General features: G+C 35.8%; 30 protein-coding genes. 20 read left to right on the plus strand and 10 right to left on the minus strand.

The genetic code is table 11. The features are described from left to right. Positions 1-12 precede the first annotated feature (12 nt). From AC0NJG_RS11795 to AC0NJG_RS11810, 4 genes are all read left to right on the plus strand, one after another. Positions 13-1,626, plus strand: a complete 1,614-nt coding sequence (locus AC0NJG_RS11795; RefSeq protein ID WP_474063083.1) for a long-chain fatty acid--CoA ligase — start codon at positions 13-15, stop codon at positions 1,624-1,626. Positions 1,627-1,749: 123 nt separating this feature from the next. Next, on the plus strand, positions 1,750-2,325 hold the full coding sequence (locus tag AC0NJG_RS11800) for a biotin transporter BioY (RefSeq protein WP_308900929.1): 576 nt from the start codon (positions 1,750-1,752) through the stop codon (positions 2,323-2,325). A gap of 65 nt (positions 2,326-2,390) precedes the next feature. After that, positions 2,391-3,854: an acyl-CoA synthetase gene (locus tag AC0NJG_RS11805; protein WP_474063084.1), complete on the plus strand. Its 1,464-nt coding sequence runs from the start codon at positions 2,391-2,393 to the stop codon at positions 3,852-3,854. Then, the gene (locus AC0NJG_RS11810; RefSeq protein ID WP_087954930.1) at positions 3,847-4,938 is read left to right on the plus strand and encodes an acetyl-CoA C-acyltransferase; all 1,092 of its coding nucleotides are present in this window, start codon (positions 3,847-3,849) and stop codon (positions 4,936-4,938) included. The genes AC0NJG_RS11805 and AC0NJG_RS11810 overlap by 8 nt, the downstream gene beginning before the upstream one ends. A gap of 12 nt (positions 4,939-4,950) precedes the next feature. On the opposite strand, the gene AC0NJG_RS11815 is transcribed toward AC0NJG_RS11810, so the two are convergent. Then, on the minus strand, positions 4,951-5,532 hold the full coding sequence (locus tag AC0NJG_RS11815; RefSeq protein ID WP_087997370.1) for a DUF6434 domain-containing protein: 582 nt from the start codon (positions 5,530-5,532) through the stop codon (positions 4,951-4,953). Between the two features lie 104 nt (positions 5,533-5,636). On the opposite strand from AC0NJG_RS11815, the gene AC0NJG_RS11820 reads away from it, so the two are divergent. After that, positions 5,637-6,080 carry an NUDIX hydrolase gene (locus AC0NJG_RS11820; protein ID WP_087954614.1) on the plus strand — a complete coding sequence of 148 codons (444 nt, stop codon included), beginning with the start codon at positions 5,637-5,639 and terminating at the stop codon, positions 6,078-6,080. A 44-nt stretch (positions 6,081-6,124) separates the two neighbouring features. Here the strand turns inward: AC0NJG_RS11820 and AC0NJG_RS11825 are convergent, their stop codons facing one another. Beyond that, positions 6,125-7,327, minus strand: coding sequence for an alanyl-tRNA editing protein (locus tag AC0NJG_RS11825; RefSeq protein WP_474063085.1), 1,203 nt, complete (start codon positions 7,325-7,327; stop codon positions 6,125-6,127). Positions 7,328-7,464: 137 nt separating this feature from the next. Here AC0NJG_RS11825 and AC0NJG_RS11830 point away from each other — a divergent pair, with 137 nt between their 5' ends. Then, positions 7,465-7,872, plus strand: coding sequence for a hypothetical protein (locus AC0NJG_RS11830; protein ID WP_000965140.1), 408 nt, complete (start codon positions 7,465-7,467; stop codon positions 7,870-7,872). A gap of 65 nt (positions 7,873-7,937) precedes the next feature. Then, positions 7,938-9,176, plus strand: a complete 1,239-nt coding sequence (locus AC0NJG_RS11835) for an MDR family MFS transporter (RefSeq protein WP_087954931.1) — start codon at positions 7,938-7,940, stop codon at positions 9,174-9,176. 94 nt (positions 9,177-9,270) lie between these two features. On the opposite strand, the gene AC0NJG_RS11840 is transcribed toward AC0NJG_RS11835, so the two are convergent. Together AC0NJG_RS11840 and AC0NJG_RS11845 are read right to left on the minus strand one after the other, a co-directional pair. Further along, positions 9,271-9,657 carry an Hsp20/alpha crystallin family protein gene (locus AC0NJG_RS11840; RefSeq protein WP_000516732.1) on the minus strand — a complete coding sequence of 129 codons (387 nt, stop codon included), beginning with the start codon at positions 9,655-9,657 and terminating at the stop codon, positions 9,271-9,273. A gap of 124 nt (positions 9,658-9,781) precedes the next feature. Beyond that, positions 9,782-9,904: a small acid-soluble spore protein P gene (locus tag AC0NJG_RS11845; protein ID WP_000517649.1), complete on the minus strand. Its 123-nt coding sequence runs from the start codon at positions 9,902-9,904 to the stop codon at positions 9,782-9,784. Positions 9,905-10,025: 121 nt separating this feature from the next. On the opposite strand from AC0NJG_RS11845, the gene AC0NJG_RS11850 reads away from it, so the two are divergent. Beyond that, complete coding sequence (locus AC0NJG_RS11850; RefSeq protein WP_001146295.1) at positions 10,026-10,289, plus strand: hypothetical protein; 264 nt, start codon at positions 10,026-10,028, stop codon at positions 10,287-10,289. Positions 10,290-10,333: 44 nt separating this feature from the next. Then, complete coding sequence (pdaB, locus tag AC0NJG_RS11855) at positions 10,334-11,059, plus strand: polysaccharide deacetylase family sporulation protein PdaB (protein WP_123805654.1); 726 nt, start codon at positions 10,334-10,336, stop codon at positions 11,057-11,059. Positions 11,060-11,100: 41 nt separating this feature from the next. On the opposite strand, the gene sspO is transcribed toward pdaB, so the two are convergent. Next, positions 11,101-11,250 (minus strand): acid-soluble spore protein SspO, encoded by a 150-nt coding sequence (gene sspO / locus AC0NJG_RS11860; RefSeq protein ID WP_000518052.1) that lies wholly within the window; start codon positions 11,248-11,250, stop codon positions 11,101-11,103. A gap of 291 nt (positions 11,251-11,541) precedes the next feature. On the opposite strand from sspO, the gene acnA reads away from it, so the two are divergent. After that, entirely contained in the window at positions 11,542-14,265 is a 2,724-nt protein-coding gene (gene acnA / locus AC0NJG_RS11865) for an aconitate hydratase AcnA (protein WP_087954617.1), read from the plus strand. 118 nt (positions 14,266-14,383) lie between these two features. Beyond that, entirely contained in the window at positions 14,384-16,033 is a 1,650-nt protein-coding gene (locus tag AC0NJG_RS11870) for an ABC transporter ATP-binding protein (protein WP_474063086.1), read from the plus strand. Between the two features lie 23 nt (positions 16,034-16,056). Here AC0NJG_RS11870 and AC0NJG_RS11875 read toward each other — a convergent pair whose 3' ends face one another. Continuing rightward, positions 16,057-16,314: a hypothetical protein gene (locus AC0NJG_RS11875; RefSeq protein WP_474063087.1), complete on the minus strand. Its 258-nt coding sequence runs from the start codon at positions 16,312-16,314 to the stop codon at positions 16,057-16,059. Between the two features lie 252 nt (positions 16,315-16,566). Here AC0NJG_RS11875 and AC0NJG_RS11880 point away from each other — a divergent pair, with 252 nt between their 5' ends. Next, complete coding sequence (locus tag AC0NJG_RS11880) at positions 16,567-17,142, plus strand: TlpA disulfide reductase family protein (protein ID WP_474063088.1); 576 nt, start codon at positions 16,567-16,569, stop codon at positions 17,140-17,142. Between the two features lie 117 nt (positions 17,143-17,259). After that, positions 17,260-18,207 carry a 3'-5' exonuclease gene (locus AC0NJG_RS11885; RefSeq protein WP_087997373.1) on the plus strand — a complete coding sequence of 316 codons (948 nt, stop codon included), beginning with the start codon at positions 17,260-17,262 and terminating at the stop codon, positions 18,205-18,207. A 248-nt stretch (positions 18,208-18,455) separates the two neighbouring features. Here AC0NJG_RS11885 and AC0NJG_RS11890 read toward each other — a convergent pair whose 3' ends face one another. Beyond that, on the minus strand, positions 18,456-18,953 hold the full coding sequence (locus AC0NJG_RS11890; RefSeq protein ID WP_087954622.1) for a DAPG hydrolase family protein: 498 nt from the start codon (positions 18,951-18,953) through the stop codon (positions 18,456-18,458). Positions 18,954-19,541: 588 nt separating this feature from the next. Here AC0NJG_RS11890 and AC0NJG_RS11895 point away from each other — a divergent pair. The 3 genes from AC0NJG_RS11895 (at position 19,542) to tlp (ending at position 20,160) form a co-directional block, all read left to right on the plus strand. Continuing rightward, entirely contained in the window at positions 19,542-19,685 is a 144-nt protein-coding gene (locus AC0NJG_RS11895) for an FbpB family small basic protein (protein ID WP_001254697.1), read from the plus strand. A 43-nt stretch (positions 19,686-19,728) separates the two neighbouring features. Then, positions 19,729-19,863 carry an acid-soluble spore protein SspN gene (gene sspN / locus AC0NJG_RS11900; protein WP_000527987.1) on the plus strand — a complete coding sequence of 45 codons (135 nt, stop codon included), beginning with the start codon at positions 19,729-19,731 and terminating at the stop codon, positions 19,861-19,863. 99 nt (positions 19,864-19,962) lie between these two features. Beyond that, entirely contained in the window at positions 19,963-20,160 is a 198-nt protein-coding gene (gene tlp, locus AC0NJG_RS11905; protein ID WP_001133509.1) for a small acid-soluble spore protein Tlp, read from the plus strand. A gap of 28 nt (positions 20,161-20,188) precedes the next feature. Here tlp and AC0NJG_RS11910 read toward each other — a convergent pair whose 3' ends face one another. Next, on the minus strand, positions 20,189-21,481 hold the full coding sequence (locus AC0NJG_RS11910; protein WP_087954623.1) for a glycoside hydrolase family 18 protein: 1,293 nt from the start codon (positions 21,479-21,481) through the stop codon (positions 20,189-20,191). 109 nt (positions 21,482-21,590) lie between these two features. Here AC0NJG_RS11910 and AC0NJG_RS11915 point away from each other — a divergent pair, with 109 nt between their 5' ends. Beyond that, complete coding sequence (locus tag AC0NJG_RS11915; protein ID WP_087954624.1) at positions 21,591-22,010, plus strand: acyl-CoA thioesterase; 420 nt, start codon at positions 21,591-21,593, stop codon at positions 22,008-22,010. Positions 22,011-22,036: 26 nt separating this feature from the next. Here the strand turns inward: AC0NJG_RS11915 and AC0NJG_RS11920 are convergent, their stop codons facing one another. Both AC0NJG_RS11920 and plsY read right to left on the minus strand, forming a co-directional pair. Continuing rightward, entirely contained in the window at positions 22,037-22,327 is a 291-nt protein-coding gene (locus AC0NJG_RS11920; RefSeq protein WP_001054449.1) for a HesB/YadR/YfhF family protein, read from the minus strand. A 108-nt stretch (positions 22,328-22,435) separates the two neighbouring features. After that, positions 22,436-23,032, minus strand: a complete 597-nt coding sequence (plsY, locus tag AC0NJG_RS11925) for a glycerol-3-phosphate 1-O-acyltransferase PlsY (protein WP_000258966.1) — start codon at positions 23,030-23,032, stop codon at positions 22,436-22,438. A 225-nt stretch (positions 23,033-23,257) separates the two neighbouring features. Between plsY and AC0NJG_RS11930 the strand changes: the two genes are divergently transcribed. From AC0NJG_RS11930 to AC0NJG_RS11940, 3 genes are read left to right on the plus strand one after another with little or no spacing between them, the layout of a single operon-like run. Further along, the gene (locus AC0NJG_RS11930) at positions 23,258-25,117 is read left to right on the plus strand and encodes an anaerobic ribonucleoside triphosphate reductase (protein WP_474063089.1); all 1,860 of its coding nucleotides are present in this window, start codon (positions 23,258-23,260) and stop codon (positions 25,115-25,117) included. Beyond that, entirely contained in the window at positions 25,114-25,566 is a 453-nt protein-coding gene (gene nrdG, locus AC0NJG_RS11935; RefSeq protein WP_087954626.1) for an anaerobic ribonucleoside-triphosphate reductase activating protein, read from the plus strand. The genes AC0NJG_RS11930 and nrdG overlap by 4 nt, the downstream gene beginning before the upstream one ends. 18 nt (positions 25,567-25,584) lie before the next feature. Beyond that, positions 25,585-26,262: a response regulator transcription factor gene (locus AC0NJG_RS11940; protein ID WP_001044683.1), complete on the plus strand. Its 678-nt coding sequence runs from the start codon at positions 25,585-25,587 to the stop codon at positions 26,260-26,262. The last annotated feature ends 112 nt before the right edge of the window (positions 26,263-26,374 follow it).

The raw sequence follows: 26,374 nt of genomic DNA on the forward strand, positions 1-26,374 counted from the left end.
GATATAACCAATATGATGATGAATGTACCGCTAACAATTAGTTCTATGATGGAAAGAGCAGAAAAACTGTTTTCAAAGAAAGAAATTGTTTCACGGACACATGATACAATTACGACGTTAACGTATAAGCAGTTAGGTGAAAGGACGAGAAGGCTTTCCAGTGCGTTAAAAAAATTAGGAATTAAAGAAGGCGAGCGTATAGGAACGTTAGCGTGGAATCATCATCGACATGTGGAAGCGTATTTTGCTATTCCAGGTATTGCTTCTGTTTTGCACACAATTAATATTCGTTTATCTCCTCAACATATTTCATATATTATTCAGCACGCAGAAGATCGCATTCTACTTATAGATAAAGATCTCGTACCGCTCGTTGAAAATATTCAATCACAACTATCAGCTGTACAAGCTTACATTATTATGACTGATAAAGATGAACTTCCAAATACTACGCTAGAACCTGTATATCATTATGAAAAGCTATTAGAAGAAGGTGATCCAAATTTCCAATTTGTAAAAGATATTGATGAAAACACACCTGCTGGTATGTGTTATACGTCGGCGACTACAGGAAATCCAAAAGGTGTTGTATATACGCATCGTAGTACTGTATTGCATTGTATGGCACTTGGTTTAGCAGATACAGCTGCTTTATCGGAAAGTGATGCAGCAATGGCGATTGTACCGATGTTCCATGTGAATGCTTGGGGACTTCCTTTCGCTGCTACTTGGTTTGGATCAAAACAAGTTCTTCCAGGACCGATGTTTACGCCAAAAATTTTATTAGAAATGATCCAATCTGAAAAAGTGACGTTAGCTGCTGGTGTGCCGACAATTTGGCTTGGTGTATTACAAGAGTTAGAAAATAATAGTTACGATTTATCTAGTATGACGAGAATACTATGTGGTGGTGCAGCTGCACCGAAAAGTGTTATTAAAGCATTTGAACAGAAACACAATGTTCCTTTCATCCATGCATATGGTATGACCGAAACAAGCCCACTCGTAACACTTGCGCGTTTAAAAAGTTATGAAACAGAATTATCGTATGAAGAGCAACTAGAAATTCGATCAAAACAAGGGTATCTTGTCCCTGGTGTAGAGATGAAAGTAGTCGGCACAAATGGTGAAGTGAAGTGGGATGGTACGGAGATGGGAGAACTCTGTTTACGAGCACCATGGATCGCTGAAAGCTATTATAACGATGAGCGTACTGTCGAAGGGTTTCGTGATGGATGGTTATATACAGGAGATGTTGTCACAGTCGATGAGGAAGGTTGCGTGAAAATTGTTGACCGTACGAAAGATGTGATTAAAAGCGGAGGAGAGTGGATTTCTTCAGTTGACCTTGAAAATGCTTTAATGGCACATGATGCTATATTTGAAGCGGCTGTCGTGGCCGTTCCTCATCCGCAGTGGCAAGAGCGCCCAGTTGCTTGCGTCGTTCAAAAGAAAAATAGTACAGTAACGAAAGAAGAGATATATGAGTTTTTAAAACCACAGTTTGCGAAGTGGTGGTTACCAGACGATATTGTATTTATGGAAGAAATACCGAAAACATCTGTTGGGAAGTTTTTAAAACAAGCCCTTCGGAAAGAACTTGAGCATTTGCATAAAGAAAAATAAAGGAATTCACATTTGTAAACCTATTATAAAAACAAGTTGACAAATTCTAGATAGAAATATAATATAACTTCTATAATATGTTATCTGAAAATCGTTTTTAGTTTACAAATAGGAGAAGCAAATATGAATACAAAAAACTTAGTTTTCGTCGCTTTATTTAGTTCTATTATGGGAGTGTTAGGGTTAATTCCTCCAATTGCTCTTTCTATTACACCAGTTCCAATTACATTACAATCACTTGGTGTTATGCTTGCTGGTGGACTGTTAGGATCACGTCTTGGTGCATTAAGTCAACTTGTTTTCTTACTTATAGTAGGAGTTGGAGCACCATTACTTGCTGGTGGACGTGGTGGCTTTAGTGTATTTGTTGGGCCAAGTGCAGGATATTTACTTGGTTATATTGTTGGAGCGTTTGTCATTGGTTATTTAATTGAGCGTTTACGTGAAGTTTCTATAATAAAAGTATTATGCATTAATATAATTGGTGGTATTTTCGTAGTTTATGTGTTTGGTATCACTGTACAAGCTTTCTTAATGGATGTTTCTGTATGGGAAACGATGAAAGTAAGTGCTGTGTTCTTACCAGGGGATTGTATAAAAGCAATTATTGCAGCAGTTCTTGTAACAAAATTACACCGTTCATTGAAACATATTATTACGCCTGCTTTAAAGAGTGGGAAATATACAAATGTGGGATAAAAAAGAGAAGAAACACGTTCATTGCGTGTTTCTTTTTATTATTTTTAAGAGAAAGGACGTCTCATATGGGGATTACAAAAGAATATAAAAAGCATGCCTCCTTACAACCGAATAAAATAGCAATAAAGGAAAATGATCGAGTTTTAACATATAAAGAGTGGTTTGAGTCAGTGTGTAAAGTAGCAAGCTGGTTGGATGAAAAAGAATCGAAGAATAAAACGATAGCAATCGTGTTAGAAAATCGTATGGAGTTTTTAGAACTATTTGCTGGTGCTGCCATGGCCGGATGGATTTGTGTGCCATTAGATATAAAATGGAAAAAGGATGAACTAAAGGAAAGACTAGCAATCAGTAATCCGGATATGGTTGTGACAGAACGGTATAAGTTAAATGATATTTCGGGTGAAGAAGGAAGAGTAATTGTAATTGATGAATGGAAAAGAATGATAGAGAACTATATTCCTACTGATTACCCTGAAGAAAATGTACAACAAGCTCCTTTTTATATGGGATTCACATCAGGATCAACTGGAAAAGCAAAAGCATTTTTACGTGCACAACAATCGTGGGTTCATAGTTTTGATTGTAATGTACAAGACTTTCATATGAAAAAGGAAGATTCTATTATTATAGCTGGGACACTTGTTCATTCTCTTTTCTTATACGGCGCAATAAGTGCATTGTATGTAGGACAAACGGTGCACATTATGAGAAAGTTTATTCCAGATCAAGTGTTAGACAAGTTGAAAACTGAAAATATTTCGGTCATGTATACAGTCCCGACAATGCTAGAATCTTTATATAAAGAAAATAGAGTAATAGAAAATGAAATGAAAATTATTTCGTCAGGAGCGAAGTGGGAAGCTGAAGCGAAAGAAAAAATAAAGAGTATATTTCCTTGTGCGAAAAAATATGAATTTTACGGTGCATCGGAGTTAAGCTTTGTAACAGCATTAGTCGATGAAGAGGGCGATAGAAAGCCAAATTCAGTAGGAAAACCTTGTCACAATGTGAAAGTTCGAATATGTAATGAAGCAGGAGAAGAAGTACAGACAGGTGTTATAGGAACTGTTTATGTGAAAAGTAATCAGTTTTTTATGGGATACATAATAGAAGGGGTTTTAGTTCCGGAGTTGACTGCAGCTGGCTGGATGACAGTGCGAGATGTAGGCTATCAAGATGAAGAAGGTTTCATATATATTGTTGGTAGAGAGAAGAATATGATTTTATTTGGAGGAATCAATATTTTCCCAGAAGAAATAGAAAGTGTAGTACAGACATATCCAGCTGTTAATGAAATAGTTGTAGTTGGTGTAGAAGATAGTTATTGGGGGGAAAAGCCTGTCGCTATCGTAAAAGGAAGTGCTACGAAGCAACAATTAAAGAGTTTTTGCTTACAACGATTATCCTCTTTTAAAATACCGAAAGAATGGCATTTTGTTGATGAAATACCATATACAAATAGCGGGAAGATTGCTCGTGTTGCAGCGAAAAATATGATTGAAAATCAGGGGGAGATATATGAATAGGGCGGTTATTGTAGAGGCGAAAAGAACACCGATTGGTAAGAAGAATGGGATGTTGAAAGATTATGAAGTTCAGCATTTAGCAGCACCACTTCTTTCGTTTTTAAGTAAAGGAATTGAGAGAGAAATAGACGATGTTATATTAGGGAATGTTGTTGGACCAGGAGGAAATATTGCAAGGCTGTCTACTTTAGAGGCGGGGCTCGGTTATCATATTCCTGGTGTAACGATTGATCGGCAATGTGGTGCCGGATTGGAAGCCATTCGCACTGCATGTCATTTCATTCAAGGTGGTGCAGGTAATTGTTATATTGCAGGAGGAGTAGAGAGTACAAGTACATCACCTTTTCAAAATAGAGCGCGATTTTCACCTGAAACAATTGGAGATCCTAATATGGGAGTGGCGGCTGAATATGTTGCAGAGCGCTATAATATAACACGAGAAATGCAAGACGAATACGCTTGTCTTAGTTATAAAAGGACACTGCAAGCATTAGAAAATAGACATTTACAAGATGAAATACTATCATTTAATGGATTACTAGATGAAGCTATAAAGCGAGAAATAAATTATGAAAGAATGATTAAAAGAACTAAGCCCGCATTTTTGCAAAATGGTACAGTAACGGCAGGTAATTCGTGCGGCATAAATGATGGAGCATGTGCTGTTCTTGTCATGGAAGAGGGGCAAGCTCGAAAATTAGGATACAAGCCTGTTCTTCGTTTCGTCCGCAGTGCTGTAGTTGGAGTGGATCCAAATCTTCCGGGGACTGGTCCGATATTTGCGGTGAACAAATTATTAAACGAAATGAATATGAAAGTAGAGGACATCGATTATTTTGAAATAAATGAAGCATTTGCTTCAAAAGTTGTTGCTTGTGCAAAGGAGTTACAAATTCCTTTCGAAAAATTAAATGTAAATGGGGGGGCAATTGCGCTCGGTCATCCGTACGGTGCATCGGGTGCTATGCTCGTAACACGTTTGTTTTATCAAGCGCAAAGAGAGTATATGAAATATGGAATTGTGACATTGGGAATAGGGGGGGGAATAGGGCTTGCTTTATTATTTGAGAAAGTAGAAGACTAACGAGTTAACTAGTTAGTCTTCTACTTTTTGAGGAACATAAGCATTGCTACCAGGTTTTGCTTTTATTTCATTCCAAGCAGCGATCGCATCAGCTTTTGATTTTCCTTTGTTATTTGGATCTTCGAAAAAGTCGCGAGTGAAACGATTGTATTCAAACTGCACGCTAATAGTTGTTTTGTATGTAGGATCTTTTTTTCGTTTGGTTTCTTCATACCAAAACCTTATCGCGTCTTCATATGTTTTTCCAACATTCTCTTTAAAAAATTTTTGAAGAGCTACTGTAAAGCGGAAGTTTGCTCCGATTTTTTCTTTGAAAAAAGCACGAACATCTTCGCTACAGCGGTGATTGTTAGTAATAACAGTTTGAAGTGAAAGATCTTTATAGGATAGGGAGGCTTTACTCGCCTTTTGACCGGAGCTGTTTTTTAATATTTTACCAGTATGTAAATAATGAGAGATACGTTCGGTTATTTCGATCTTAGAGCCACTAGCTGGCAACCCATGCTCACGACAAAATGTTTGCAGTTCTGTTTTTAACCAATAATAGTTTTGGAAATCTTCAAGTGATATAGACTTTGTTAAAGGTGGACGCATGAATGTAACAACTTCTTTCTTCCATAATTTTCTTTAATTATAAAACGTACGTTCTTTTTATGGAAGGATTAATTTGTAAATATAATGGGAAGAGGAGATTACATATGGAAAATGTAATGCAAGTTCGTGTTACCGGAATTTTAATTGAAGATGAAAAAGTATTGCTAGTAAAGCAAAGAGTTGCTAATAGAAATTGGTCTTTACCTGGAGGAAGGGTAGAGAATGGTGAAACGTTAGAAGAAGCGGTGATTCGAGAAATGAGAGAAGAAACAGGGTTAGAAGTTAAAATTAAGAAGCTACTCTATGTTTGTGATAAACCAGATACTAGCCCATCTTTATTACATATTACGTTTTTGCTTGAAAGGATTGAAGGTGAAATTACGTTACCTTCTAACGAGTTTGATCATAATCCGATTCATGATGTGCAAATGGTACCGATTAAAGAATTAAGTCACTATGATTTTTCTGAATCTTTTATAAAACTGGTAAGTGAGGGGTTTGCAAATGCAGGGAGTTATCAAGGGTTGAAACAAAATATAGGCCTGTAAATATAGTTGAAGGATAGCAGTTAGCTATCCTTCATAAACATGTTTTATAATGCGGACTGTAAAGAAGACACAAGTTGATTTAAAAACTCGTCCCCAGTCATAACCGCTTTTCCGCCACCGCGCGCACTCTTTTTATTTCCGCCACCTTTTCCTTCAATTGTAGTAAGAGCATCTTTTAAAAGAGCATTCATATCAAGCGTGACTGTTTTTCCGCAAGCGAGGATGCATTGTAGTTTGTCATCATTTTCAATGACGAAATATGTAAGGGCATGCTCTTGTTGTTCTGTAATAATAGCAGAAAGCTTTGCGATTTCTTGCATAGAACGATTTGTAAATACTTTAGAAATAAGTATGCCAGCATGTATTTCCATAGGCTGTTGAAGTAGTTCGTTTGCTTCTGCAAACAATAATTTTTCATTCATTGTTTGTATTGTTTTTTCGTTGTCCTTTTGAGAAGTAAGCAGTTGTGCTACTTTTGCTGGAATATCAGTTTCGCTACTGTTTAATTGTTTAGAAACATCTTTCATAATTTGTTGTTGTTGCCCCATTAATTTAAGTGTGCGCCAGCCAGCGTTAAACGTTAAGCGTATACCACCTTTATTGCGCTCCCATCCTAGTACTTGGATAGGACCAACTTCACCAGTTCGTTTCGGATGCGTTCCACCACATCCGTTGTAGTCGTAATTTTCGATAATAACAACGCGTATATTTTCAGTCATAGTCGGTTCTTTACGAAGGGGTAACGTTTTCGCTTCTTCTAAATTCATCCACTCTATACGGATTGGATGGTTTTCAAAAACTATATTGTTTGCAATTTGTACTGCTTTTTCAACCGTTTCTGTATGCAGATTTTCTGTTTCTAAATCAATTGTTACCGTTTCTCTACCAAGATGGAATCCAATTGTAGGTATGTTAAAATGATCCCAAAAAGCAGCAGATAAAATGTGTTGAGCCGCATGTTGCTGCATATGATCAAAACGTCGCTCCCAATTAATTTTACCTTCTACTTCTTCTGTATGTAATTCTTCTGTAATGAAGTGGCGGATTTCTTCATTGACTTCTTCAACATCGAGTACAGCAATACCATTTAAAGTTCCAGTGTCATGTGGTTGTCCGCCGCCTGTCGGATAAAATGCTGTTTCGTTTAAAACAACGTATAAGTTACCTTCTTTATCATAATCTTGCTTTATAATTTTAGTAGTAAAGTCTTGTTTATAAGTGTCAGTGTAATATAATTTTTGCTCCAATTTTCTTTCCCCTTTCGTGTTCACTAGTTTCATTGTAAAGCAATCGAAATTAGTTTCCTAATATTTCAGAAGAAAGAAACTTTTTTTAGAATTTTCTTGCTATAATAAGGGAAAGAAAATGCGGGGGTGGAATGAATATGTTATATGAAAATGGCGTAGATAAACTGCTTAGTTTAAGCAAAAATATTTCTGAATTGTATCGAGAATTAAATGAAATGACCCGGATTTTAACGGATTGTAATCGAGAAAGTGTGAAGTTTGATCGGTTATATGTAAAAGAGGTACTGTGGAAGAAAGAAGATGTAATCGAGAAATATGACCAGCTACTTGTGCAACTTTGTATAAATGAATGCTTTGATCTAAAAAGTGTTATTACAGGGGAATATAAGTATACATATGAAGAAGTAGAAAACATCGTTTTACAATTTAATGAAAAGTATAATGTAGCAATTTTAATTAAAGATGTTTGTAAAGAATTACAGTTTACATATGGCATAGATATGGATATAACGAGAACAGCTCGAGTATCAACAGCTCAAGTATAAAAGGGGAAAAGAGAGCAGATCCTTTGCTTTCTTTTTTTGTGAAAATAGAGAGAGTAGGTTTAACGATGAAGGGGAAGTTACAGCATATTCATCCGCTTGGAATGAGTATTATTTTAGGGACATTGTTTGCTAGGTTTGCTACCTCAATGAGTATTCCTTTTTTAGCGATTTATTTAACGACTGTTAAAGGTGTATCAGCTGGAATGACTGGTGCTATTATTGGAACGAGTGCACTTGTTGGTGTTTTTGCTAGTTTTATCGGAGGGAATTTATCAGATCGATTTGGCCGGAAAATGATTATGCTCTGGTCCATGATCGTTTGGATTTTTGTGTTTATAGGTTTTTCACTTGCAGATCATGTTTTAAGTTTCTTTTTATTAAACGCTTTAAATGGATTATGTAGGTCGTTTTTTGAGCCAACATCAAGAGCGTTATTATCAGATTTAACAAAGCCTGAGTATCGGTTACTCGTCTATAACTTACGATACGGTGCAATAAATGTTGGAGTTGCAATTGGACCAATTGTTGGATTACAGATTGGAAGTGCAAAATCAACAATTCCTTTTTTAGTAGCAGCTGGGGTATATATTCTATATACAGCTATACTAGCGTTCCAATTTAAGAAGTATCCAATGGGAAAAAAGAAAGTGAGTACAGAAAAACCTGTTACAATGCTAAATGCAATGCGTATATTGCGAAAAGATATAGTATTTTTAGTTGCTTTAGTCGGTATTATTTTGAGTAATTGTGGTTTTTCACATTTGACGACGACAGTATCTCAATATTTTGCAAATGCACATATATTCCAGGATGGAGTGAAGCTATTCTCATATATGCTCGCTTTAAATGCAGTTGTTGTAGTGATTATTCAATATCCTGTTATTCAAATGTGCAAAAAGTATACACCGTTAATATCAATTATGGTGGGGACTTTATTTGTGAGCGGAGGATTATTTGGCTTTGGAATAGTAGAATCTATGCTAGGTGCTGCCGTTTGTACAATTATTTTTACAATTGGAGAAGTCTTAATGTTTTCAATGACGGATGTATTTATTGATGATATTGCTGTTGCGCATCTAAAAGGAACATACTTCGGAGCGATGGGCTTTTCAGGAATTGGAGCAGTAATTGGTCCGTGGTTCGGGGGAGTACTTCTCGATTACTACGGATATCAAAATGGATTTATTGTATTTTCAGCGTTAGCTATATTTTCAACTGTAGCATTTCCTGTACTTTTAATTACGAAAGGTTTATTGAAAAAAAGGCATGGTGGAAATTGTAATTTAGAGTTACATGCGAAATAAAATAAGCCCCAGTCATCTGCTGGGGCTTATTTTTTGTATTTATTCCGCTATTAACGGGCAGTAAAACTCCTGTTGGTTAAAGTTTTACTTTATTTTAATTCTCAATTTGAAAAAGAACTTTTTCCTCATGTTTATGAGCAACTTCATTTTTGGAAATATGAATGGCTAAATATCCATTCTCTAAGCAGGCTAGCATCTTCTTATAAATAATATTATCGGGTAAAGGAATGATTCTCTGCAAAGAAATATTTTTATGAAGTATGCAAATGTTTAGGCCTGTCTTCATCTTTTTAATGACTACATTTTGTTCTTTTACATTTGGTACATCTGTTTCCAAAATGTATTCTTGTTCCGTTTCACAAAGGTCAATATGAATTTGATTTGGGAAACTAAAGTTGCTACAAGAATCAGAACAAAACTGATCCATCCATTCTTCGAAACCATCAACATGAAAAAGACAATCCTTCTTTTTCTTGCCCATGTAAGACACCCTCCGTAAAATCTCAATTCATACTATGTTATGCATGAATGAAGTAGGGGTGAAGAATAAATGGAAAAATATAAACATTGTATGTGGAAAAGGTAGCTATTGTGCATTTTTTGTTTTACATATCATGATGTGCATGATGTTTTTGGCGTGAATGGTTACGGTTTTTTACTTTATGAGATCCGCTTAATGGTTCGGGTTGTCCTTTTTTTTCTTTCGCTTCACGATTGTTTTTGCCCATTGTCTGTGACACCTCCTCTTTCTTTTTAGAATGAGAGAAGTTTGTAAATTTATACGAGAATGTTTTTAGAAAAAAAGGTAAAGATAAGTGGGACTAACTATTATGGAAAGGGGATTGTATAATGCCATATCATAAAGATAAGCAACAAGCTTTTCAAGCAGCGCAGCAAGGCGTTACACAAGCAGAAAATGCATTTAACAACATTGTGAAAAATGATCCAAACTACGGTCATGATTTAAAAGAATTACGCCAAGAGGTTCAGGAAGCATATGAACAGATTCAAAATGCACTAGAAGTAGCTTCGGAAACACAACGCCCACAACTTGAGCAATATGAAAATAATCTCCAAAACATTATGCGAAATGTAGATCAATTAGAAAAGTAAATGAGATTGTTGGTATTCGACAACCTCTTACTTTAATGAATATTATGCTAAAACAGAAAGTTTTTTTAGTAATTTTTTCTTTACTATGCGCAGTACATATATTTCAAGTGGAAAAAGTGGAAGCGAAAATGTTGCTCAGAAAAGAGCTAGAACCAACTGGCTATGTAACGTGGGAAGTACCTAATAATGAAAAGATTATTGCCATTACATTTGATGATGGACCAGATCCAACTTATACAACACAAGTTTTACATTTATTACGTCAATATAAAGCGGAAGCAACATTTTTTATGATCGGATTTCGAGTGCAGCGCAATCCCTATTTAGTAAAACAAGTGTTGAAAGAGGGACATGAAATTGGAAATCATACGATGAATCATTTATATGCGAATAGTTCATCAGATGAAAAATTAAAAAAAGATATTTTAGATGGAAAGAAATATTTTGAAAAATGGGTAAAAGAACCTTTGTTATTCCGTCCACCTGGTGGATATATTAACGATGCTGTATTTAAAACAGCGAAAGAAGCTGGGTATCAAACTGTACTATGGTCATGGCACCAAGACCCACGTGATTGGGCAAATCCAGGTGTTGAGTCCATTGTAAATCATGTAGTGAAAAATGCTAAAAGTGGAGATATTGTATTGTTACATGATGGAGGAAATGATCGTAGTCAAACAGTAGCAGCGCTAGCAAAAATTTTACCGGAGCTTCAAAAGCAAGGTTATCGATTTGTAAAGGTTTCGGAATTGTTACGTTATAAACATTAGAAAAAATCCCAAAAGGTGAATGTTCCTTTTGGGATTTTTTGTTACTGGTTCTTTTTGCGTTTCTTATTATTTTGTCGTTCTGCAGGAGTTAAGTTTTCATTTGCAAACTCTTCGTTATAACCAGCACCTTGTCCTTGTGCAGATGCCGCATTCATTCCTGAAATAGTATGATTTGCTTTTCTTTTACCCATTTTATTTCACCTCTATAACTTTTTTTGTAAGTTGAATGATAAGCAGTTCATAGTATGTATGAACTGTAAAGAAAGCGCTAATAGAGCACTTTACTTTATGGTAATAGTATTCATAAGGAGCATGAACACTATTCAAATTTAGAAACATAAAGAAAACTTATGATAATCTATAAGTTTCTTATTATTTACTTATTTAGAAAGTTGTAATAAGATATTATCGTAAGGTATTGAAAAGTTTGTCTACATTTTATATTCAGACAACTTAGTCACGTTTAACAGGGGGGAAACATAATGGTCAAACATAATCCATTTCAATCACGCGCAACTTTTGAAGTAGATGGAAAAACGTATCATTATTATGATTTGAAAGCGCTTGAAAACGCAGGGGTTGGCAACGTATCTCAATTACCATATTCCGTGAAAGTTTTACTTGAATCAGTACTTCGTCAAGTAGACGGACGTGTAATCACAGAAGAGCATGTTACAAATTTAGCGAAATGGGGAACGAAAGATGTGCAAGATATCGATGTTCCATTTAAACCATCTCGTGTAATTTTACAAGATTTCACTGGTGTTCCAGCTGTTGTTGATTTGGCTTCGCTTCGTAAAGCAATGGCAGACATGGGTGGGGATCCTGATAAAATTAATCCGGAAATTACTGTAGACCTTGTAATTGATCACTCTGTACAGGTTGATAGAGCGGGTACGGCAGACGCGCTTGCATTCAACATGGACTTAGAGTTTAAACGTAATGAAGAACGTTATAAATTTTTAAGCTGGGCACAAAAATCATTTGATAACTATCGTGCAGTTCCACCAGCTACAGGTATTGTACACCAAGTAAACCTTGAATATTTAGCACCAGTTGTTCACGCTGTGAAAAATGCTGAAGGTGACTTAATTGCATACCCAGATTCATTAGTTGGAACAGACTCACATACAACAATGATTAACGGTATCGGCGTTCTTGGTTGGGGCGTTGGTGGTATTGAAGCAGAAGCAGGAATGCTTGGACAGCCTTCATACTTCCCAGTACCTGAAGTAATCGGTGTGAAATTAACTGGTACACTTCCAAGTGGTACTACAGCAACTGACGTTGCATTAAAAGTAACACAAGTATTACGTCAAAAAGGTGTAGTTGGTAAATTCGTTGAGTTCTTCGGTAATGGACTAAAGAGCATGCCTTTAGCTGACCGTGCAACAATTTCAAACATGGCACCAGAATATGGCGCAACTTGTGGATTCTTCCCAATCGATGATATTTCATTAGAATACTTACGTTTAACAGGTAGAGATGAAGAACAAATTCGCGTTGTTGAAGAATACTGTAAAGCGAACGGCTTATTCTATACAGCAGACAGCAAAGATCCAATTTACACTGATCTTGTTGAAATTGATTTAAATACAATTGAATCTAACCTTTCTGGACCGAAACGCCCACAAGATTTAATTCCACTTTCAGATATGAAAGATGCGTTCCACAAAGCTGTTGTAGCACCAGTTGGAACACAAGGACTTGGATTTAATGAGCAAGAGTTCGATAAAGAAGTGAAGGTTACATTAGAAGATAAAGAAGTAACGATGAAAACAGGTGCAATTGCAATCGCTGCAATTACAAGCTGTACAAATACATCAAACCCATACGTATTAATTGGAGCAGGTCTAGTTGCGAAGAAAGCAATTGAAAAAGGACTTGTAGTACCTGAGTACGTAAAAACATCATTAGCACCAGGATCTAAAGTTGTTACAGAGTACTTAGATAAGTCTGGTTTAACAACATATTTAGATCAATTAGGTTTCCAAACAGTTGGTTACGGCTGTACGACTTGTATCGGTAACTCTGGTCCATTAGCGCCAGAATTAGAAGAAGCAATCGCAGCAAATGACTTATTAGTAACATCTGTTTTATCTGGTAACCGTAACTTTGAAGGTCGTATTCATCCACTTGTAAAAGCAAACTACTTAGCATCACCACCACTTGTTGTGGCATATGCACTTGCAGGTACTGTTGATATTGACCTGAAAAATGATGAAATTGGTAAAGATGCAAATGGCAATGCTGTTTACTTCAATGACATTTGGCCATCAGCTCAAGAAATTGAAGATGTAGTCCAAAGTGTTGTTACATCTGAACTGTTCAAGAAAGAATATGCACAAGTATTTAATAGCAATGAGCGTTGGAATGAAATCCAAACTTCAAACGAAGCGTTATATACTTGGGATAATGATTCAACATACATTCAAAATCCACCATTCTTTGAAGGCTTATCTAAAGAACCAGGTGAAGTTGAAACGTTATCAGGCTTACGCGTAGTTGGTAAATTTGGTGACTCTGTAACGACAGACCACATTTCACCAGCAGGTTCAATCGGTAAGCATACACCAGCTGGACGCTACTTATTAGAAAACGGCGTACAACCAGTTGACTTTAACTCTTACGGTTCTCGTCGTGGTAACCATGAAGTTATGATGCGTGGTACATTCGCGAACATCCGTATTAAAAACCAAATTGCACCAGGCACAGAAGGCGGATATACAACATACTGGCCAACTGGTGAAGTAACATCAATCTATGATGCTGCTATGAAATATAAAGAAGATGGCACAGGCCTTCTAGTTGTTGCTGGTAAAGATTACGGTATGGGAAGTTCTCGTGACTGGGCTGCAAAAGGTACAAACTTATTAGGTATTAAAGCAGTAATCGCAGAAAGCTTCGAACGTATTCACCGCAGTAACTTAGTATTAATGGGTGTATTACCACTTCAATTTAAAGATGGCGAAAGTGCTGAAACGTTAGGTCTTGTTGGAAATGAGTCATTTGAAATTCAAATTGACAAAACAGTTAGACCGCGTGATCTTGTAAAAGTAGTTGCAACTGATGCAGATGGCAATGAAAAACAATTTGAAGTAGTAGCTCGTTTCGATAGTGAAGTAGAAATTGACTACTACCGTCACGGTGGTATTCTGCAAATGGTTCTTCGTGAGAAAATTGAAGAGTCAAAAGTGTCGAACTAAATAATTGAAATGAGCGATAAGGAAGCTAACAACTGTTAGCTTCCTTATTTTATGGAAAGGGATGAAATCAAATGATTTCATCCCTTTCTTTTTACTATAAAAAAATGGAGGAAACGTCATGAAAGAATATAAAAGAATTTTATTACCGTTACAGAAAGAAAAAATATTAGTAATAGCAGCTGTATGCAGCGGGCTTTTTTCAGCTATTTTAAATTTATCTCGTCCAATATTTATGGGACTAATGATAGATAACCTTATTCAACGGGAATTAAAAGGTGCGTATTTGTACATCGCATTGTTTGCGGGTAGCCGCTTGATGATGTGGATAAACAATCTTTCATTCGATTATGTAAGCTCAAAAGCAAGTCAGCGAATATTACGAGAGAAGCGTTTAGATGTATTACGCCATTTTTTCCTATTACCGTTTGAAGAGAGTGAGAAAATCAAACAAGGAGAGTTAGAAACGTTAGTCGTGTCTGATATTCCAAACTGGGTCAGATTATATGGTTCTATATTAATAGAATATATACACGCCGTTGCGCAATTTATCGGTGCGATCATAGCGCTGCAACATATAGATACACAGTTTATCTGGTGGATAACTCCGTTTTTATTTTTTAGTGCAACGATTCCAATGCTTTTAGGGAAGAAGGTAAGAAATATCGCAAGCATTGCTCAAAAAAATCAATCAAGTGTTGTAGAGATGGTTTCACAGTTTGTAAAAGGTGCACAAGATTTACGTAGTTTGCAAAAAGAAAAATGGGCTATTCGCTTATTTAAAGGAGTAACGGCGCAATCTTATAAAACAGAAGTAAAGAAGACGATGATGCAACACTGCATTGGAGTGGTTGGAACAGTTATTGAAACAGGAGCGTATATCGTTGTTCTCATTGTAGGCGCGCAAAAAATAATGAAGGGGGAAATAGAAGTTGGTTCACTTGTTGCAGTGTTAGCTACAATTGAAATGCTCTTTTTCCCAGTCCGTTACGTGGGCGATGTATTAATGATGACACAAGTTGCAACCGCTTCGGCAAATAGAGTTTTTTCTTTTTTAGATAAAAGAGTGGCAGATAGCAATGTAGAAAGAGCGATGGGGATGGCGATAACAAATGTTTCATTTCAGGAGAGTGTAGAAGAAAAATATAGAATTCATAATATTGATTTGCAAATTAATCCTGGTGAATTCGTTATCATTGTCGGAGAAAGTGGTGCAGGAAAAACAACGCTTTTAAAATTAATGGCAGGCTTGTATAAACCATCTAACGGTAGCGTTGCTTATTATGGAAATGAGGCTCGATTGACTACAGTGTGGCAAGAACCGCGCTTCTTTCGGACGACAGTAAAAGAGAATATGTATTTTGAGGAAGAGGACTTAGAAAACGAGTTAGAAAAAAATGCTGGACTTGTAAATGTAACGCCAATTATTAGGGGGTTACCGGAAAGTCTTCAAACTGTACTACATAAAAGCGGTGAAGAGTTTTCAGGAGGAGAAAGAAAACGCCTTGCATTATTGCGAGCAATTGTTTCAAATCCAAATCTTATTATTTTAGATGAACCGACTGCTGGATTAGATCCGAGCAATCAAGAAGTTGTTTGGAATATGATAGAAGGGCTAGGAAGCGATGTAACGAGAATTGTAGCGACACATGATGTAGAGAAAGTAATACTAGCAGATCGCGTTGTCATCATGAAAGAAGGAAGTATTGTAGCATGTGGAAGTCCTCAAAAATTAATAAATAGTCATTCATTTTTTAAGAGATGTGAATAAAGATAAGAGCAATGCTCTTATCTTTATTCAGCGTCATTTATTTGATACTCGATAGATTCTGAATGATTCAGATCGACGTTAAAAGTAGCAGTCATAAGGAAAGCTACAATTCCAAGAATTAAGAAAAGGACGAATGAGACTAGAGAAACGTAGAGACAAATACGCCCTACTTTCTTTTTTTCAAGATCGTTACTAAAGAGTGAAATGATCCATGTAATAATACCGATTGGGTATAAAAGAAAACTAAGAATATATAATGTTATTTTTTCGAATGAATTCATAATAAATCCCCCTTTTGTTGAAGTTTATATAACTACGAAAGTAAAAAGGTGAATGGTCCCATAAGAAGATAAACAACACTTTATTTGTGTGTCTAATTATATGATAAAAAGGAAAAAAATACACTTTAAATAAGAATATTCTAATTATTCGGGCTGTGAATATTTCCAAGCTTGTCCGTATAAGCTAAAATAAGGTATATAGTATTTGAGTGATTAAGTTATAAGAAGATAAACACGTTAGGGTGATATAACATGTGGCGGAAGCTTACGATTATTGTAGTGTTACTTTGTTTAGCGGGATATGCAGCTTATGAACAGTTTGGTAAGAAAGATCAAGTAGTACAAGGGAAGCAGGAAAAAAGTGAAGCTGCTATGAAAGAAATGATTGCAAATAATGGTATTGAAATAGGAAAGAGTGCGCTAGACTTTGAATTAACGAAGTTAGATGGAACGAATGTAAAGTTATCGGATTTAAAAGGAAAGAAAGTGATTTTAAACTTTTGGGCAACGTGGTGTGGGCCTTGCCAGCAAGAAATGCCAGATATGGAGGCTTTCTATAAAGAACATAAAGAAAATGTAGAAATTTTAGCAATAAATTATACGCCTTCAGAAAAAGGCGGGGGGATAGAAAAGGTAAGTAATTTTGCTAAGGAAAAAGGAATTACTTTTCCTATTTTATTGGATAAGAACATTGATGTAACAACAGCGTATAAAGTCATTACGATCCCAACTTCGTATTTTATAGATACAAAAGGTGTCATTCAAGATAAGTTTATTGGGCCGATGACGCAAAAAGAGATGGAGAAACGGATTGCCAAATTAAAATAACAGTGAAAAGGTAGAGATGAAATATAATCATTTCTGCCTTTTCTTTTTCACGTAGTGATAACTGCATGGTATGATAAAAGAAATATAAACGTTGAAAGATAAAGGAGTGTATTTGGAGTGGGGAATATATCCTTACCGTTAGATTATGTTGTAATTGACTTTGAAACAACAGGATTTAATCCATATAATGATAAGATCATTCAAGTGGCAGCAGTGAAATATCGTAATCATGAACTAGTAGATCAATTTGTTTCCTATGTGAATCCGGAGCGTCCAATTCCGGACCGAATAACAAGTTTAACAGGTATTACAAATTATCGTGTTTCGGATGCACCGACGATTGAAGAAGTGTTACCTTTATTTTTAGCATTTTTACATACAAATGTAATTGTCGCTCATAATGCATCTTTTGATATGCGCTTTTTGAAAAGTAATGTGAATATGCTTGGTTTACCGGAACCACAAAATAAAGTGATTGATACTGTGTTTCTAGCAAAGAAATATATGAAGCACGCGCCTAATCATAAACTTGAAACGTTAAAGCGAATGCTTGGAATTCGTTTAAGTTCTCATAATGCATTTGATGATTGTATTACTTGTGCAGCAGTTTATCAAAAATGCGCCTTTATTGAAGAAGAGGCGAAAAGGAAATTAAATACAGAAGTACTTGATGAAACCGCAGTATATGAAGCAGTAAAAGGGATACTTGTACGAAATAAACGTGATATTGAATGGGTACGTTGTATGAATGTGGGAAGCTATTTAGATATAAAAGCGTTTTATCCAGTGATGAGGGTAAAAGTGAAAGGGCGAAAGAAATACGTATTAACAGACATATTAGAAGATGATGTGAAAGAAATATGTACGAGTTTAGTATGTGAACCGGCGTTAAAAAGTGAAGTTGGTAATACGAGAATTATGCTTAATAGCTTAGAGGATGTCCTAAAATTAGAAAGTTATATTTTAGAACAGTATGATTTCATACTGCAAGCGTTGCGTGAATATCAAGAAAGTGAAGTGAATGCAGAAGAGAAATTAAAAGAGTATTTAAACGTTATGGTATAAAAACTCCGTGTGCTATTTTGAAGTGAACCCGAATCGAGGTATAGCAAAAACATCTCCTGAATTCGCATACTAAGTATGTAAATTTGACGGAGGTGTTTTTCAGTTGAAGGGCAGAGTGCATTGCTGAGAAGAAATATTGTGATTGGTTTGATAAGGAAAGCCCCCATCATTTTAGGCATATCTAAAATGATGGGGGCTAATTTGTTTTTTAGTTAGTCACTTATTCAAAGAAAATTTGTTTCGTTACCTTACAAATTTTCTTTGAAAAGTTCTGGTAAAAAGTTACTGAACTCACTCATTTCTTCTACGTTATGTTTATATAAACCACTTAGATTAATAAATGGTGGTAATCCTTTCGGGAAAATGAATGTAGAAGTCATTACTGTACCGTTATCGGATTTTTCATATTGATGTATTACTTGCGAAATTACATCGTCATTATCATCTAAACATGAACCCATTAAAACATGGCTGTAATGTGTACTTATAGGACAATTTTTAGGATCTTCCCATCTAATTCTTAGCGGAAATTCTAGTCCGCCCCCAGCAGATTCAATTGAAGCTGATATCGCTCCTACATGCCCATGTACTTTAGGATCAACTAACCATTTAAAATCAACATGTTCTTCTGGGTGCCATAGTTTATATCGTTCAGAGTTATCAATATTGTCCCACCACCAGTCAATCATTTCTGGTGTTACGTTATTCAATTCATGTTCAACTACTATTGATACTTGGTTTTTCATTTTAGTGCCTCCTATTTTTTAATCAACATAGTGTTGGTTATTTATATTGTTATTATAGTTTGCATATTTCATGTGTTCAATAAACAGAAATAGCCGATCTGTTGTATTTTGAACACTTTATAAAAATATGTCTAAAAAAATTTATGAGGTAAAAATTGGGGGGAGAAGACACTAAGTTACGTATAGCTCGTACTAAAGAAGTAATACGTAATGCACGAACTAAATTAATATATGAAAAAGGAGTGGATTGTATACGATAAAGGATAATACAACTAAAGCCAATTTTAGTCTAGGGACATTTGCTTGGAAGTTAAAATATTTTTCGAATTAAGATATGGATTAATCAAACTTATCGTTATATATAAAGAAGGATACCATTCTGGGAATATGTCAAAAGTACCAAGTGAATTGCAGCGGATGGTTTAGGTGTTTTGATATGTGTCCAGATTTCGTGAGTGTTGCAATTTATTGTACACAGAGTTTTTTAGGAGTACTAAAAAATAAAATTTTCTTGCAAATCTGATTAAAGAGTTTTTGCTTTGCTCATACTATGTATAGTAAGAATGCGAAGGAGAGAGGGTGAACAGCATGAGAAGAAGTCGCCGTAAATCGTTTGACGAGCTTGTGAAAGAAAATAAACAACAATTATTAAGCGATCGCGATGCAATCGATCGCATTGAAGAGCGTATTGAAAAACGTTATGAAATGAAACTTTTTAAGCAAGCTGAATAATTCTTAACACTAGTACGATACTACTGTTAAGGAGGCGATAGTAATGGGTAATCCGAAAAAGAATTCAAAAGACTTTGCACCGAATCATATTGGAACACAATCAAAAAAAGCTGGTGGCAATAAAGGAAAGCAAATGCAAGACCAAACGGGTAAACAACCGATTGTTGATAACGGTTAAAGAAAAGGAGAATATTGTATTCTCCTTTTTTATGTATAAATTTGAGGGAAGATAGGTAACTTAAGATGGTGTGTATATACAATATTAGGAGGGAAGTACATGCCAAATCCAGATAATCGAAGTGATAACGCTGAAAAGTTACAAGAAATGGTGCAAAATACAATTGATAACTTTAATGAAGCAAAAGAAACAGCGGAACTTTCTAATGAAAAAGATCGTTCTGCTATTGAAGCAAAAAATCAAAGACGTTTAGAAAGTATTGACTCATTAAAAAGTGAAATCAAAGATGAATCTTAACAGAATGTACAAAAAGGGCTGACTTTTGTCAGCCCTTTTTCGTAATCGTAAAGTTTTCAACGAGTAAACGCCAATTTTGTGGGAATGGTAAACCGATCTTCCAGTAGCTAATACCGCCAATACCTTGTTCTTTCATTAAATTGAACTTACTTTGAACAGACCGTGAATCTTCAAACCAAACTTCGTGTTGTACACCATTTTCATCGAAATAATTGAAATGAGGAGCCTGAGCTGTGAAATCATAACGGATCGGAACATTGTATTTACGAGCTAGTGCAACAGCTGCGACAGAGCTAATTGCTTTTGCTGGTGGGTTTCCTTGTTTGAACGGAAGTTTCCAATCGAATCCGTATAAATTTTGCCCCATCATAATTTTTTGAGGAGGCATTTGAGATTTTGCGTATTGAAGTACTTCTTTTACAGGACCGATAGGAGAGATTGCCATCGGTGGTCCGCCCTGCCATCCCCAGTCATATGTCATAATGACGACGAAATCAACAATTTGTCCTTGTGCTTTATAATCGTGAGCTTCGAAGAATTTTCCCTTTTGATTGGAACTTGTTTTCGGTACAAGCGTTGTACTTAATGTGTATCCGTTAGGTAAGCGTGTTTTCACATTTCGTAAAAAACGATTATACGCTTCGCGATCTTCGGGTGCAACACTCTCAAAATCAAAATGAATATCTCGCATACCGTACTTCTCAGCAGTTTGCAAAATATTTGTAATAAATTTGTTTTGGATTGTTGCGTCCCGTAAAATAACTGATGTCAGATCGGCACTGAAATTTCCGTTTTCGATGTTCGTAATAACGAGCATAGGGATGGTATTACCTTGCGTTGCAATATTAGCGATTTTAGCTGTTTCAGTTGGTTCTTTTAACGTACCATCTCTTTTTGCCTCGAAGCTGAAGTAAGCTAAGTATGTTAAAAATGGATTAATAGCACGTGTAGCATTAACTAAACTTTCTTTAATGGGTATAGTGGAAGGTTGTAAATAGGCGATGGATTCTACTGCACGTTGCGTCCCTTTCGGTATATATAATTGCTGTCCAACGTGGAGAATGGATTTTAAAGATAAGTTATTCACTTTAGCTAAACTAGCGAGAGGAACGTTATATGTTTGAGAGATTCGATATAAGCTGTCGCCAGGCTGTACATAATAATTATTTCCTTTCGTATTCACAATTAGTGCCTGACCAACAACGAGTGTTTCAGCTGGATTGAGCCCATTGTCTTTTACTATCTCGTCAGGTGTTGACCCATATTTAGATGCCAAGCTATATACGCTATCACCGCTCCGAACCGTTACAATTTGAATCATATGTTTGCTCCTTTCGGGAAAAGATTCACTGTTTTTATTTTATTTTTGATGTCACTGTATTATGATTAAATGTATGCAAGGTAGCAGAAGTGAAAGAAGGCGAATACATATGTTTGTAGCAGAACATGAAGTTGAAATCCGTTATGCGGAAACAGATCAAATGGGTGTTGTTTACCATTCAAACTATTTAGTGTGGCTTGAATTAGGCCGTACAAAACTTATACAAGATTTAGGATTTTCCTATGTTGAAATGGAGAAAGAGGGGATTATTTCTCCTGTGTTAGACTTGCAAATTTCATACCGTAAAGCGATGCGTTACGGTGAAAAAGCAATTGTGAAAACGTGGGTGGACACTGTGAGCCCGCTTCGCGTTGTATATGGATATGAAATTTATAATGGTGAAGGTGATCTTTGTATTACTGCAAGTACGACAAATATTTGCGCGAAAAAAGAAGGATTCAGGCCCGTATCATTTAAAAAGTTCTATCCTGAGTGGTATGCGAAATATGAGGAAATTAAGAAAAAATAAAAAAAGCGTGGCAGATGCCACGTTTTTTATTTTTCATAATTAAATTGCGGGAAATCATCACCGTCGTTAAATGTAACAGATAAATTATGTCCATCGAAGAACCACTCATCATCGCCTTCAATAAAGAAGTTAATACCTTCTTCTTGAGTTTGAACAGCAGGATGTGCAGGATCATCTTTACGAATACCTAAAGAAAGTCCTTTTTGCACAGTACTGCAACCGCCATATTGTACGAAAAGGCGCAGTGTTTCACCCGATTGTAAGTTTAATTCGTTTTTATACCATTGTGCTGCTTCTTTTGTTACGGAAAGATTCATGTATAGTTCCTCCAAATTATGTTGCTTTTTCTTTAGTATAAAAAATAACGCAAAAAGACGCTATTAATATGCTTCACGTTTTCTTTTTGCGTTATGTGGGTTACGATCTTATTTTTGCTTTTTTGAAAAGTTTGCTTTCGGTTCAGTTTTATTTATAATTCGTCCAATATTTGCACGGTGTTTATAAATAACCATACCTGCTAATAAACACATCGCAATAATGAAGATTTTATCCCCGCTAACAATTGATGCGATAACGGCAACGACAGCTGTTACCATAGAAGAAAGTGATACGTATCTTGTTGTAAATAAAAGGCTGAAAAAGACAACAGCTAATATTGCAAAAACAACTGGTGAGTAGCATAATAGCACGCCAGCAGAAGTTGCAACTGCTTTACCACCACGGAATTTCGCGAAAATCGGATACACATGTCCAAGAACAGCTGCTAATCCGAACCATAGTGGATGAACGTCTAACGCGAAAATAATCGGTAGACTCGTTGCTAATGTACCTTTTAAAATGTCAGCAATTGTAACGATAAAACCTGCTTTTTTCCCTAGTGTGCGGAATGTATTTGTTCCGCCTAAATTACCGCTTCCGTGCTCACGAATGTCAATTCCATAACCAATCTTTCCAACGACTAGTGCAAATGGAATCGAGCCAAGTAAGTAGGCAACGATAAATAAAAGATATGTAGTAACCATAAGTTCAGTCTCCTTTATTCAAATGTGTTGATAAAGGGTAAAAAGAGTTTTTCCCGTATATTGTACCATACATTTGTAAAGAGCACATTTCTTTTTTGTAAATGAAAAATTCATTATTTCGTGAAAAAAATTTCACAGTAATGTTACATTTCTCACAGAAACACTAAGACTATATGTAGTAACATTTTAATCAAAAGACAACAACATATTGGTGGAGGGTTATAAATGTTACAAAATAATACACGTGGAGAAGAAGAATTAATGAAAGTGTTTGAGACAATAGTCCACGGCAATGAACAAGATTTAATGCAAGAAAATGCAAATGTAGATGGCCGCTCTCCGATGGGAGTAATGGGAACGTTCGCATCTGAGAGTGCGAAATATTACGCTGTTGAAAATTTATTGTCAGATCAAGTGAAAAAAGCGATAAATGAAAATATATTATATCCACATGATTTAGATTTTTATGCGACAGGAACGACGACTTGTTCACAAATTCCGTTAGCGCAAATGCTTGCGAACGGTTTTCATACCGGACATGGACATATGAGACAACCGCAAGACATTAAAAGTGCATTAGCTCTTTCATCTATTATTTTTCAAGCGAATCAAAATATGCAGCACGGTGGTCAATCGTTTGCACTCTTTGATGTTGATTTAGCTCCATATGTGAGAAAAACAGTAGAGAGACATAAGAAACGATTACAGTCATATCCGCTTACGAAAGAACAAATAGAAGAATTTGCGTGGAAAGAAACAGAAAATGATACGTATCAGGCTTGTGAAGCTTTCATTCATAATTCAAATAGTATGCATAGTAGGGGCGGGGGGCAAGTACCGTTTATTTCTATTAATTATGGAACAGACACATCGAAAGAAGGAAGACTTTTAATTAAACAACTTTTAAAAGCGACACAAGCTGGTCTTGGTAAAGGGGAAACACCAATTTTTCCTATTCAAATTTTTAAAATGAAAAAAGGTGTGAACTTTGTAGAAAGTAATCCGAACTATGATTTATTTGAATTAGCGTTAGAGACAACGGCTGAACGATTATTCCCTAACTTTTCATTTTTAGATGTGCCATTTAATGCTGTGTATTATGATGGAAGACCGGAAAGTGAAGTATGTTACATGGGATGTCGTACTCGTGTTATGTCTAACATACATGGAGAAGAAACGGCGATTGGAAGAGGGAATTTATCCTTTACGTCTATTAACTTAGTGAAATTAGCGCTCATTAGTGGTTCACAAGAAGCGTTTTTTGAAGCGTTAAATTATTACTTAGATGTAGGAATCCAGCAATTATTAGAGAGATTTGAGTATCAATGTACGAAGCGAGCAAGAGATTTTCGATTTTTATATTCACAGGGCGTATGGCGCGGTGGAGAAAAGTTACAGCCTGAAGATTCTGTAGCATCGATTTTAAAGCAAGGGACGTTAAGTCTTGGTTTTATCGGTCTTGCGGAGTGTTTAGTAGCTTTAACAGGAAAGCATCACGGAGAAGATGAAGAATCATGGAAACTCGGATATGAAATTATTTCCTTTATGAGAGATAGAATGGATAAAGCGACAGAAGAACATGAACTGAATTTCTCAGTCATTGCAACTCCTGCAGAAGGGTTATCGGGGAAGTTTGTGAAAAAGGATAGGGAAGAATTTGGCGTGATTAGCGGTATAACGAACCATAATTATTATACGAATTCATTCCATATCCCAGTTTACTATAACATGCAAGCGATAAATAAAATTCGTTTAGAAGGACCTTTCCATGCTCTATGTAACGGGGGGCACATTACGTATATTGAACTAGACGGAGCAGCTATGCATAACAAGAAGGCGTTAAAACAAATTGTGCAAGCGATGGCAGAACATGGCGTTGGATACGGTTCAATTAATCATCCTGTTGACCGTTGTAAGTGCTGCAGTTATCACGGAGTTATCGGAAATGAATGTCCAAGCTGCGGAAATGAAGATGAGGCCAATATAGAAAGAATTCGCCGCATAACAGGTTATCTTGTAGGAGATATGTCGAAGTGGAATAGTGCGAAACGTAGTGAAGAGATGGATCGGGTGAAGCATAAATGAAAGTGATGAACATCATTCATGATAGTGTAGTAGATGGAGAAGGGTTGCGGACAGTCGTGTTTTTTGCGGGCTGTCCGCATCGTTGTTTCGGTTGCCATAATCCGAAATCGTGGAATATTTGTAATGGAACTGAAATGACAGTAGAAGAAATTGTGAAAGAGATTGCAAGTAATCCATTAACTGATGTAACATTTTCAGGTGGGGATCCATTTTTTCAAGCTGCTGAAGTGAAAAAAATAGCAAAAGCTGTGAAGGATTTGAAAAAAAATCTATGGATGTATACAGGTTATACGTTAGAAGAGATACAGAGTTCTCAAAATAATGATATGATAGAGTTGTTACATTATGGGGATGTTTTAGTCGATGGAAGATTTGAAATCGAGAAAAAAGATTTAACACTTCCATTTCGCGGAAGCTCCAATCAACGTATTATTCGATTGAAAGAGTAAAAAGGCGGGATAGATGATATGAATAAAACAGTATTACTTGTTGAAGATGAAAGAAGATTACGTGAAATTGTTAGTGATTATTTTCGTAACGAAGGCTTTGAAGTGATCGAAGCAGAAGACGGAAAAAAAGCGCTAGAATTATTTGCAGAGCATGAAATTGATTTAATTATGTTAGATATTATGTTACCAGAAATAGATGGATGGTCTGTTTGTAGACGAATTAGAAAAGAATCAGCAGTACCAATTATTATGCTAACAGCACGTTCGGATGAGGATGATACATTACTAGGGTTCGAATTAGGTGCAGATGAGTATGTAACAAAACCTTTTAGCCCGAAAGTATTAGTAGCTCGTGCGAAGACGTTATTGAAACGTGCGGATGGCGTGGTAGGAGTAGCAGAAGAAAATGCTATGTCTTTAGCTGGAATAGAAGTGAATCGTCTATCTAGAACCGTTTTAGTAGATGGAGAAGAAATTATATTAACACATAAAGAATTTGAACTTCTCGTTTATTTAATGGAGAACAAAGGAATTGTGTTATCACGTCAACATTTATTAGATCAGTTATGGGGATATGATTATTACGGTGATGACCGAACGGTTGATACTCATATTAAAAAACTACGAAATAAGCTAGGAGATAAAGCGAAGCATATTGGTACTGTTATTCGAGTAGGTTATAAGTTTGAAGAATAATCGTAACGGATTGTGTACTTTAGCCTAGGGAAATGTCGATTTTTATATCCTCTTTGGCAGGCAGAATGTACAAAAAATACATTTCTTGTCTACAATGTTAGATAAGAGTATT

Source organism: Bacillus sp. SSR7 (genome assembly GCF_055902415.1).

Excerpts from the sequence above, each read along its gene's own strand:
- AC0NJG_RS11835 (WP_087954931.1), top strand. The coding sequence starts at position 7,938 with ATGAAGGGGAAGTTACAGCATATTCATCCGCTTGGAATGAGTATTATT.
- AC0NJG_RS11870 (WP_474063086.1), top strand. The coding sequence starts at position 14,384 with ATGAAAGAATATAAAAGAATTTTATTACCGTTACAGAAAGAAAAAATA.
- AC0NJG_RS11830 (WP_000965140.1), top strand. The coding sequence starts at position 7,465 with ATGTTATATGAAAATGGCGTAGATAAACTGCTTAGTTTAAGCAAAAAT.
- AC0NJG_RS11930 (WP_474063089.1), top strand. The coding sequence starts at position 23,258 with ATGTTACAAAATAATACACGTGGAGAAGAAGAATTAATGAAAGTGTTT.
- AC0NJG_RS11800 (WP_308900929.1), top strand. The coding sequence starts at position 1,750 with ATGAATACAAAAAACTTAGTTTTCGTCGCTTTATTTAGTTCTATTATG.
- nrdG (WP_087954626.1), top strand. The coding sequence starts at position 25,114 with ATGAAAGTGATGAACATCATTCATGATAGTGTAGTAGATGGAGAAGGG.
- sspO (WP_000518052.1), bottom strand. The coding sequence starts at position 11,250 with ATGGGTAAAAGAAAAGCAAATCATACTATTTCAGGAATGAATGCGGCA.
- pdaB (WP_123805654.1), top strand. The coding sequence starts at position 10,334 with ATGCTAAAACAGAAAGTTTTTTTAGTAATTTTTTCTTTACTATGCGCA.
- AC0NJG_RS11910 (WP_087954623.1), bottom strand. The coding sequence starts at position 21,481 with ATGATTCAAATTGTAACGGTTCGGAGCGGTGATAGCGTATATAGCTTG.
- AC0NJG_RS11795 (WP_474063083.1), top strand. The coding sequence starts at position 13 with ATGATGATGAATGTACCGCTAACAATTAGTTCTATGATGGAAAGAGCA.
- AC0NJG_RS11875 (WP_474063087.1), bottom strand. The coding sequence starts at position 16,314 with ATGAATTCATTCGAAAAAATAACATTATATATTCTTAGTTTTCTTTTA.
- AC0NJG_RS11880 (WP_474063088.1), top strand. The coding sequence starts at position 16,567 with ATGTGGCGGAAGCTTACGATTATTGTAGTGTTACTTTGTTTAGCGGGA.
- AC0NJG_RS11895 (WP_001254697.1), top strand. The coding sequence starts at position 19,542 with ATGAGAAGAAGTCGCCGTAAATCGTTTGACGAGCTTGTGAAAGAAAAT.
- AC0NJG_RS11920 (WP_001054449.1), bottom strand. The coding sequence starts at position 22,327 with ATGAATCTTTCCGTAACAAAAGAAGCAGCACAATGGTATAAAAACGAA.
- AC0NJG_RS11890 (WP_087954622.1), bottom strand. The coding sequence starts at position 18,953 with ATGAAAAACCAAGTATCAATAGTAGTTGAACATGAATTGAATAACGTA.
- AC0NJG_RS11820 (WP_087954614.1), top strand. The coding sequence starts at position 5,637 with ATGGAAAATGTAATGCAAGTTCGTGTTACCGGAATTTTAATTGAAGAT.
- AC0NJG_RS11805 (WP_474063084.1), top strand. The coding sequence starts at position 2,391 with ATGGGGATTACAAAAGAATATAAAAAGCATGCCTCCTTACAACCGAAT.
- acnA (WP_087954617.1), top strand. The coding sequence starts at position 11,542 with ATGGTCAAACATAATCCATTTCAATCACGCGCAACTTTTGAAGTAGAT.
- AC0NJG_RS11850 (WP_001146295.1), top strand. The coding sequence starts at position 10,026 with ATGCCATATCATAAAGATAAGCAACAAGCTTTTCAAGCAGCGCAGCAA.
- AC0NJG_RS11940 (WP_001044683.1), top strand. The coding sequence starts at position 25,585 with ATGAATAAAACAGTATTACTTGTTGAAGATGAAAGAAGATTACGTGAA.
- AC0NJG_RS11840 (WP_000516732.1), bottom strand. The coding sequence starts at position 9,657 with ATGGGCAAGAAAAAGAAGGATTGTCTTTTTCATGTTGATGGTTTCGAA.
- tlp (WP_001133509.1), top strand. The coding sequence starts at position 19,963 with ATGCCAAATCCAGATAATCGAAGTGATAACGCTGAAAAGTTACAAGAA.
- AC0NJG_RS11815 (WP_087997370.1), bottom strand. The coding sequence starts at position 5,532 with ATGCGTCCACCTTTAACAAAGTCTATATCACTTGAAGATTTCCAAAAC.
- AC0NJG_RS11915 (WP_087954624.1), top strand. The coding sequence starts at position 21,591 with ATGTTTGTAGCAGAACATGAAGTTGAAATCCGTTATGCGGAAACAGAT.
- sspN (WP_000527987.1), top strand. The coding sequence starts at position 19,729 with ATGGGTAATCCGAAAAAGAATTCAAAAGACTTTGCACCGAATCATATT.
- AC0NJG_RS11845 (WP_000517649.1), bottom strand. The coding sequence starts at position 9,904 with ATGGGCAAAAACAATCGTGAAGCGAAAGAAAAAAAAGGACAACCCGAA.
- plsY (WP_000258966.1), bottom strand. The coding sequence starts at position 23,032 with ATGGTTACTACATATCTTTTATTTATCGTTGCCTACTTACTTGGCTCG.
- AC0NJG_RS11810 (WP_087954930.1), top strand. The coding sequence starts at position 3,847 with ATGAATAGGGCGGTTATTGTAGAGGCGAAAAGAACACCGATTGGTAAG.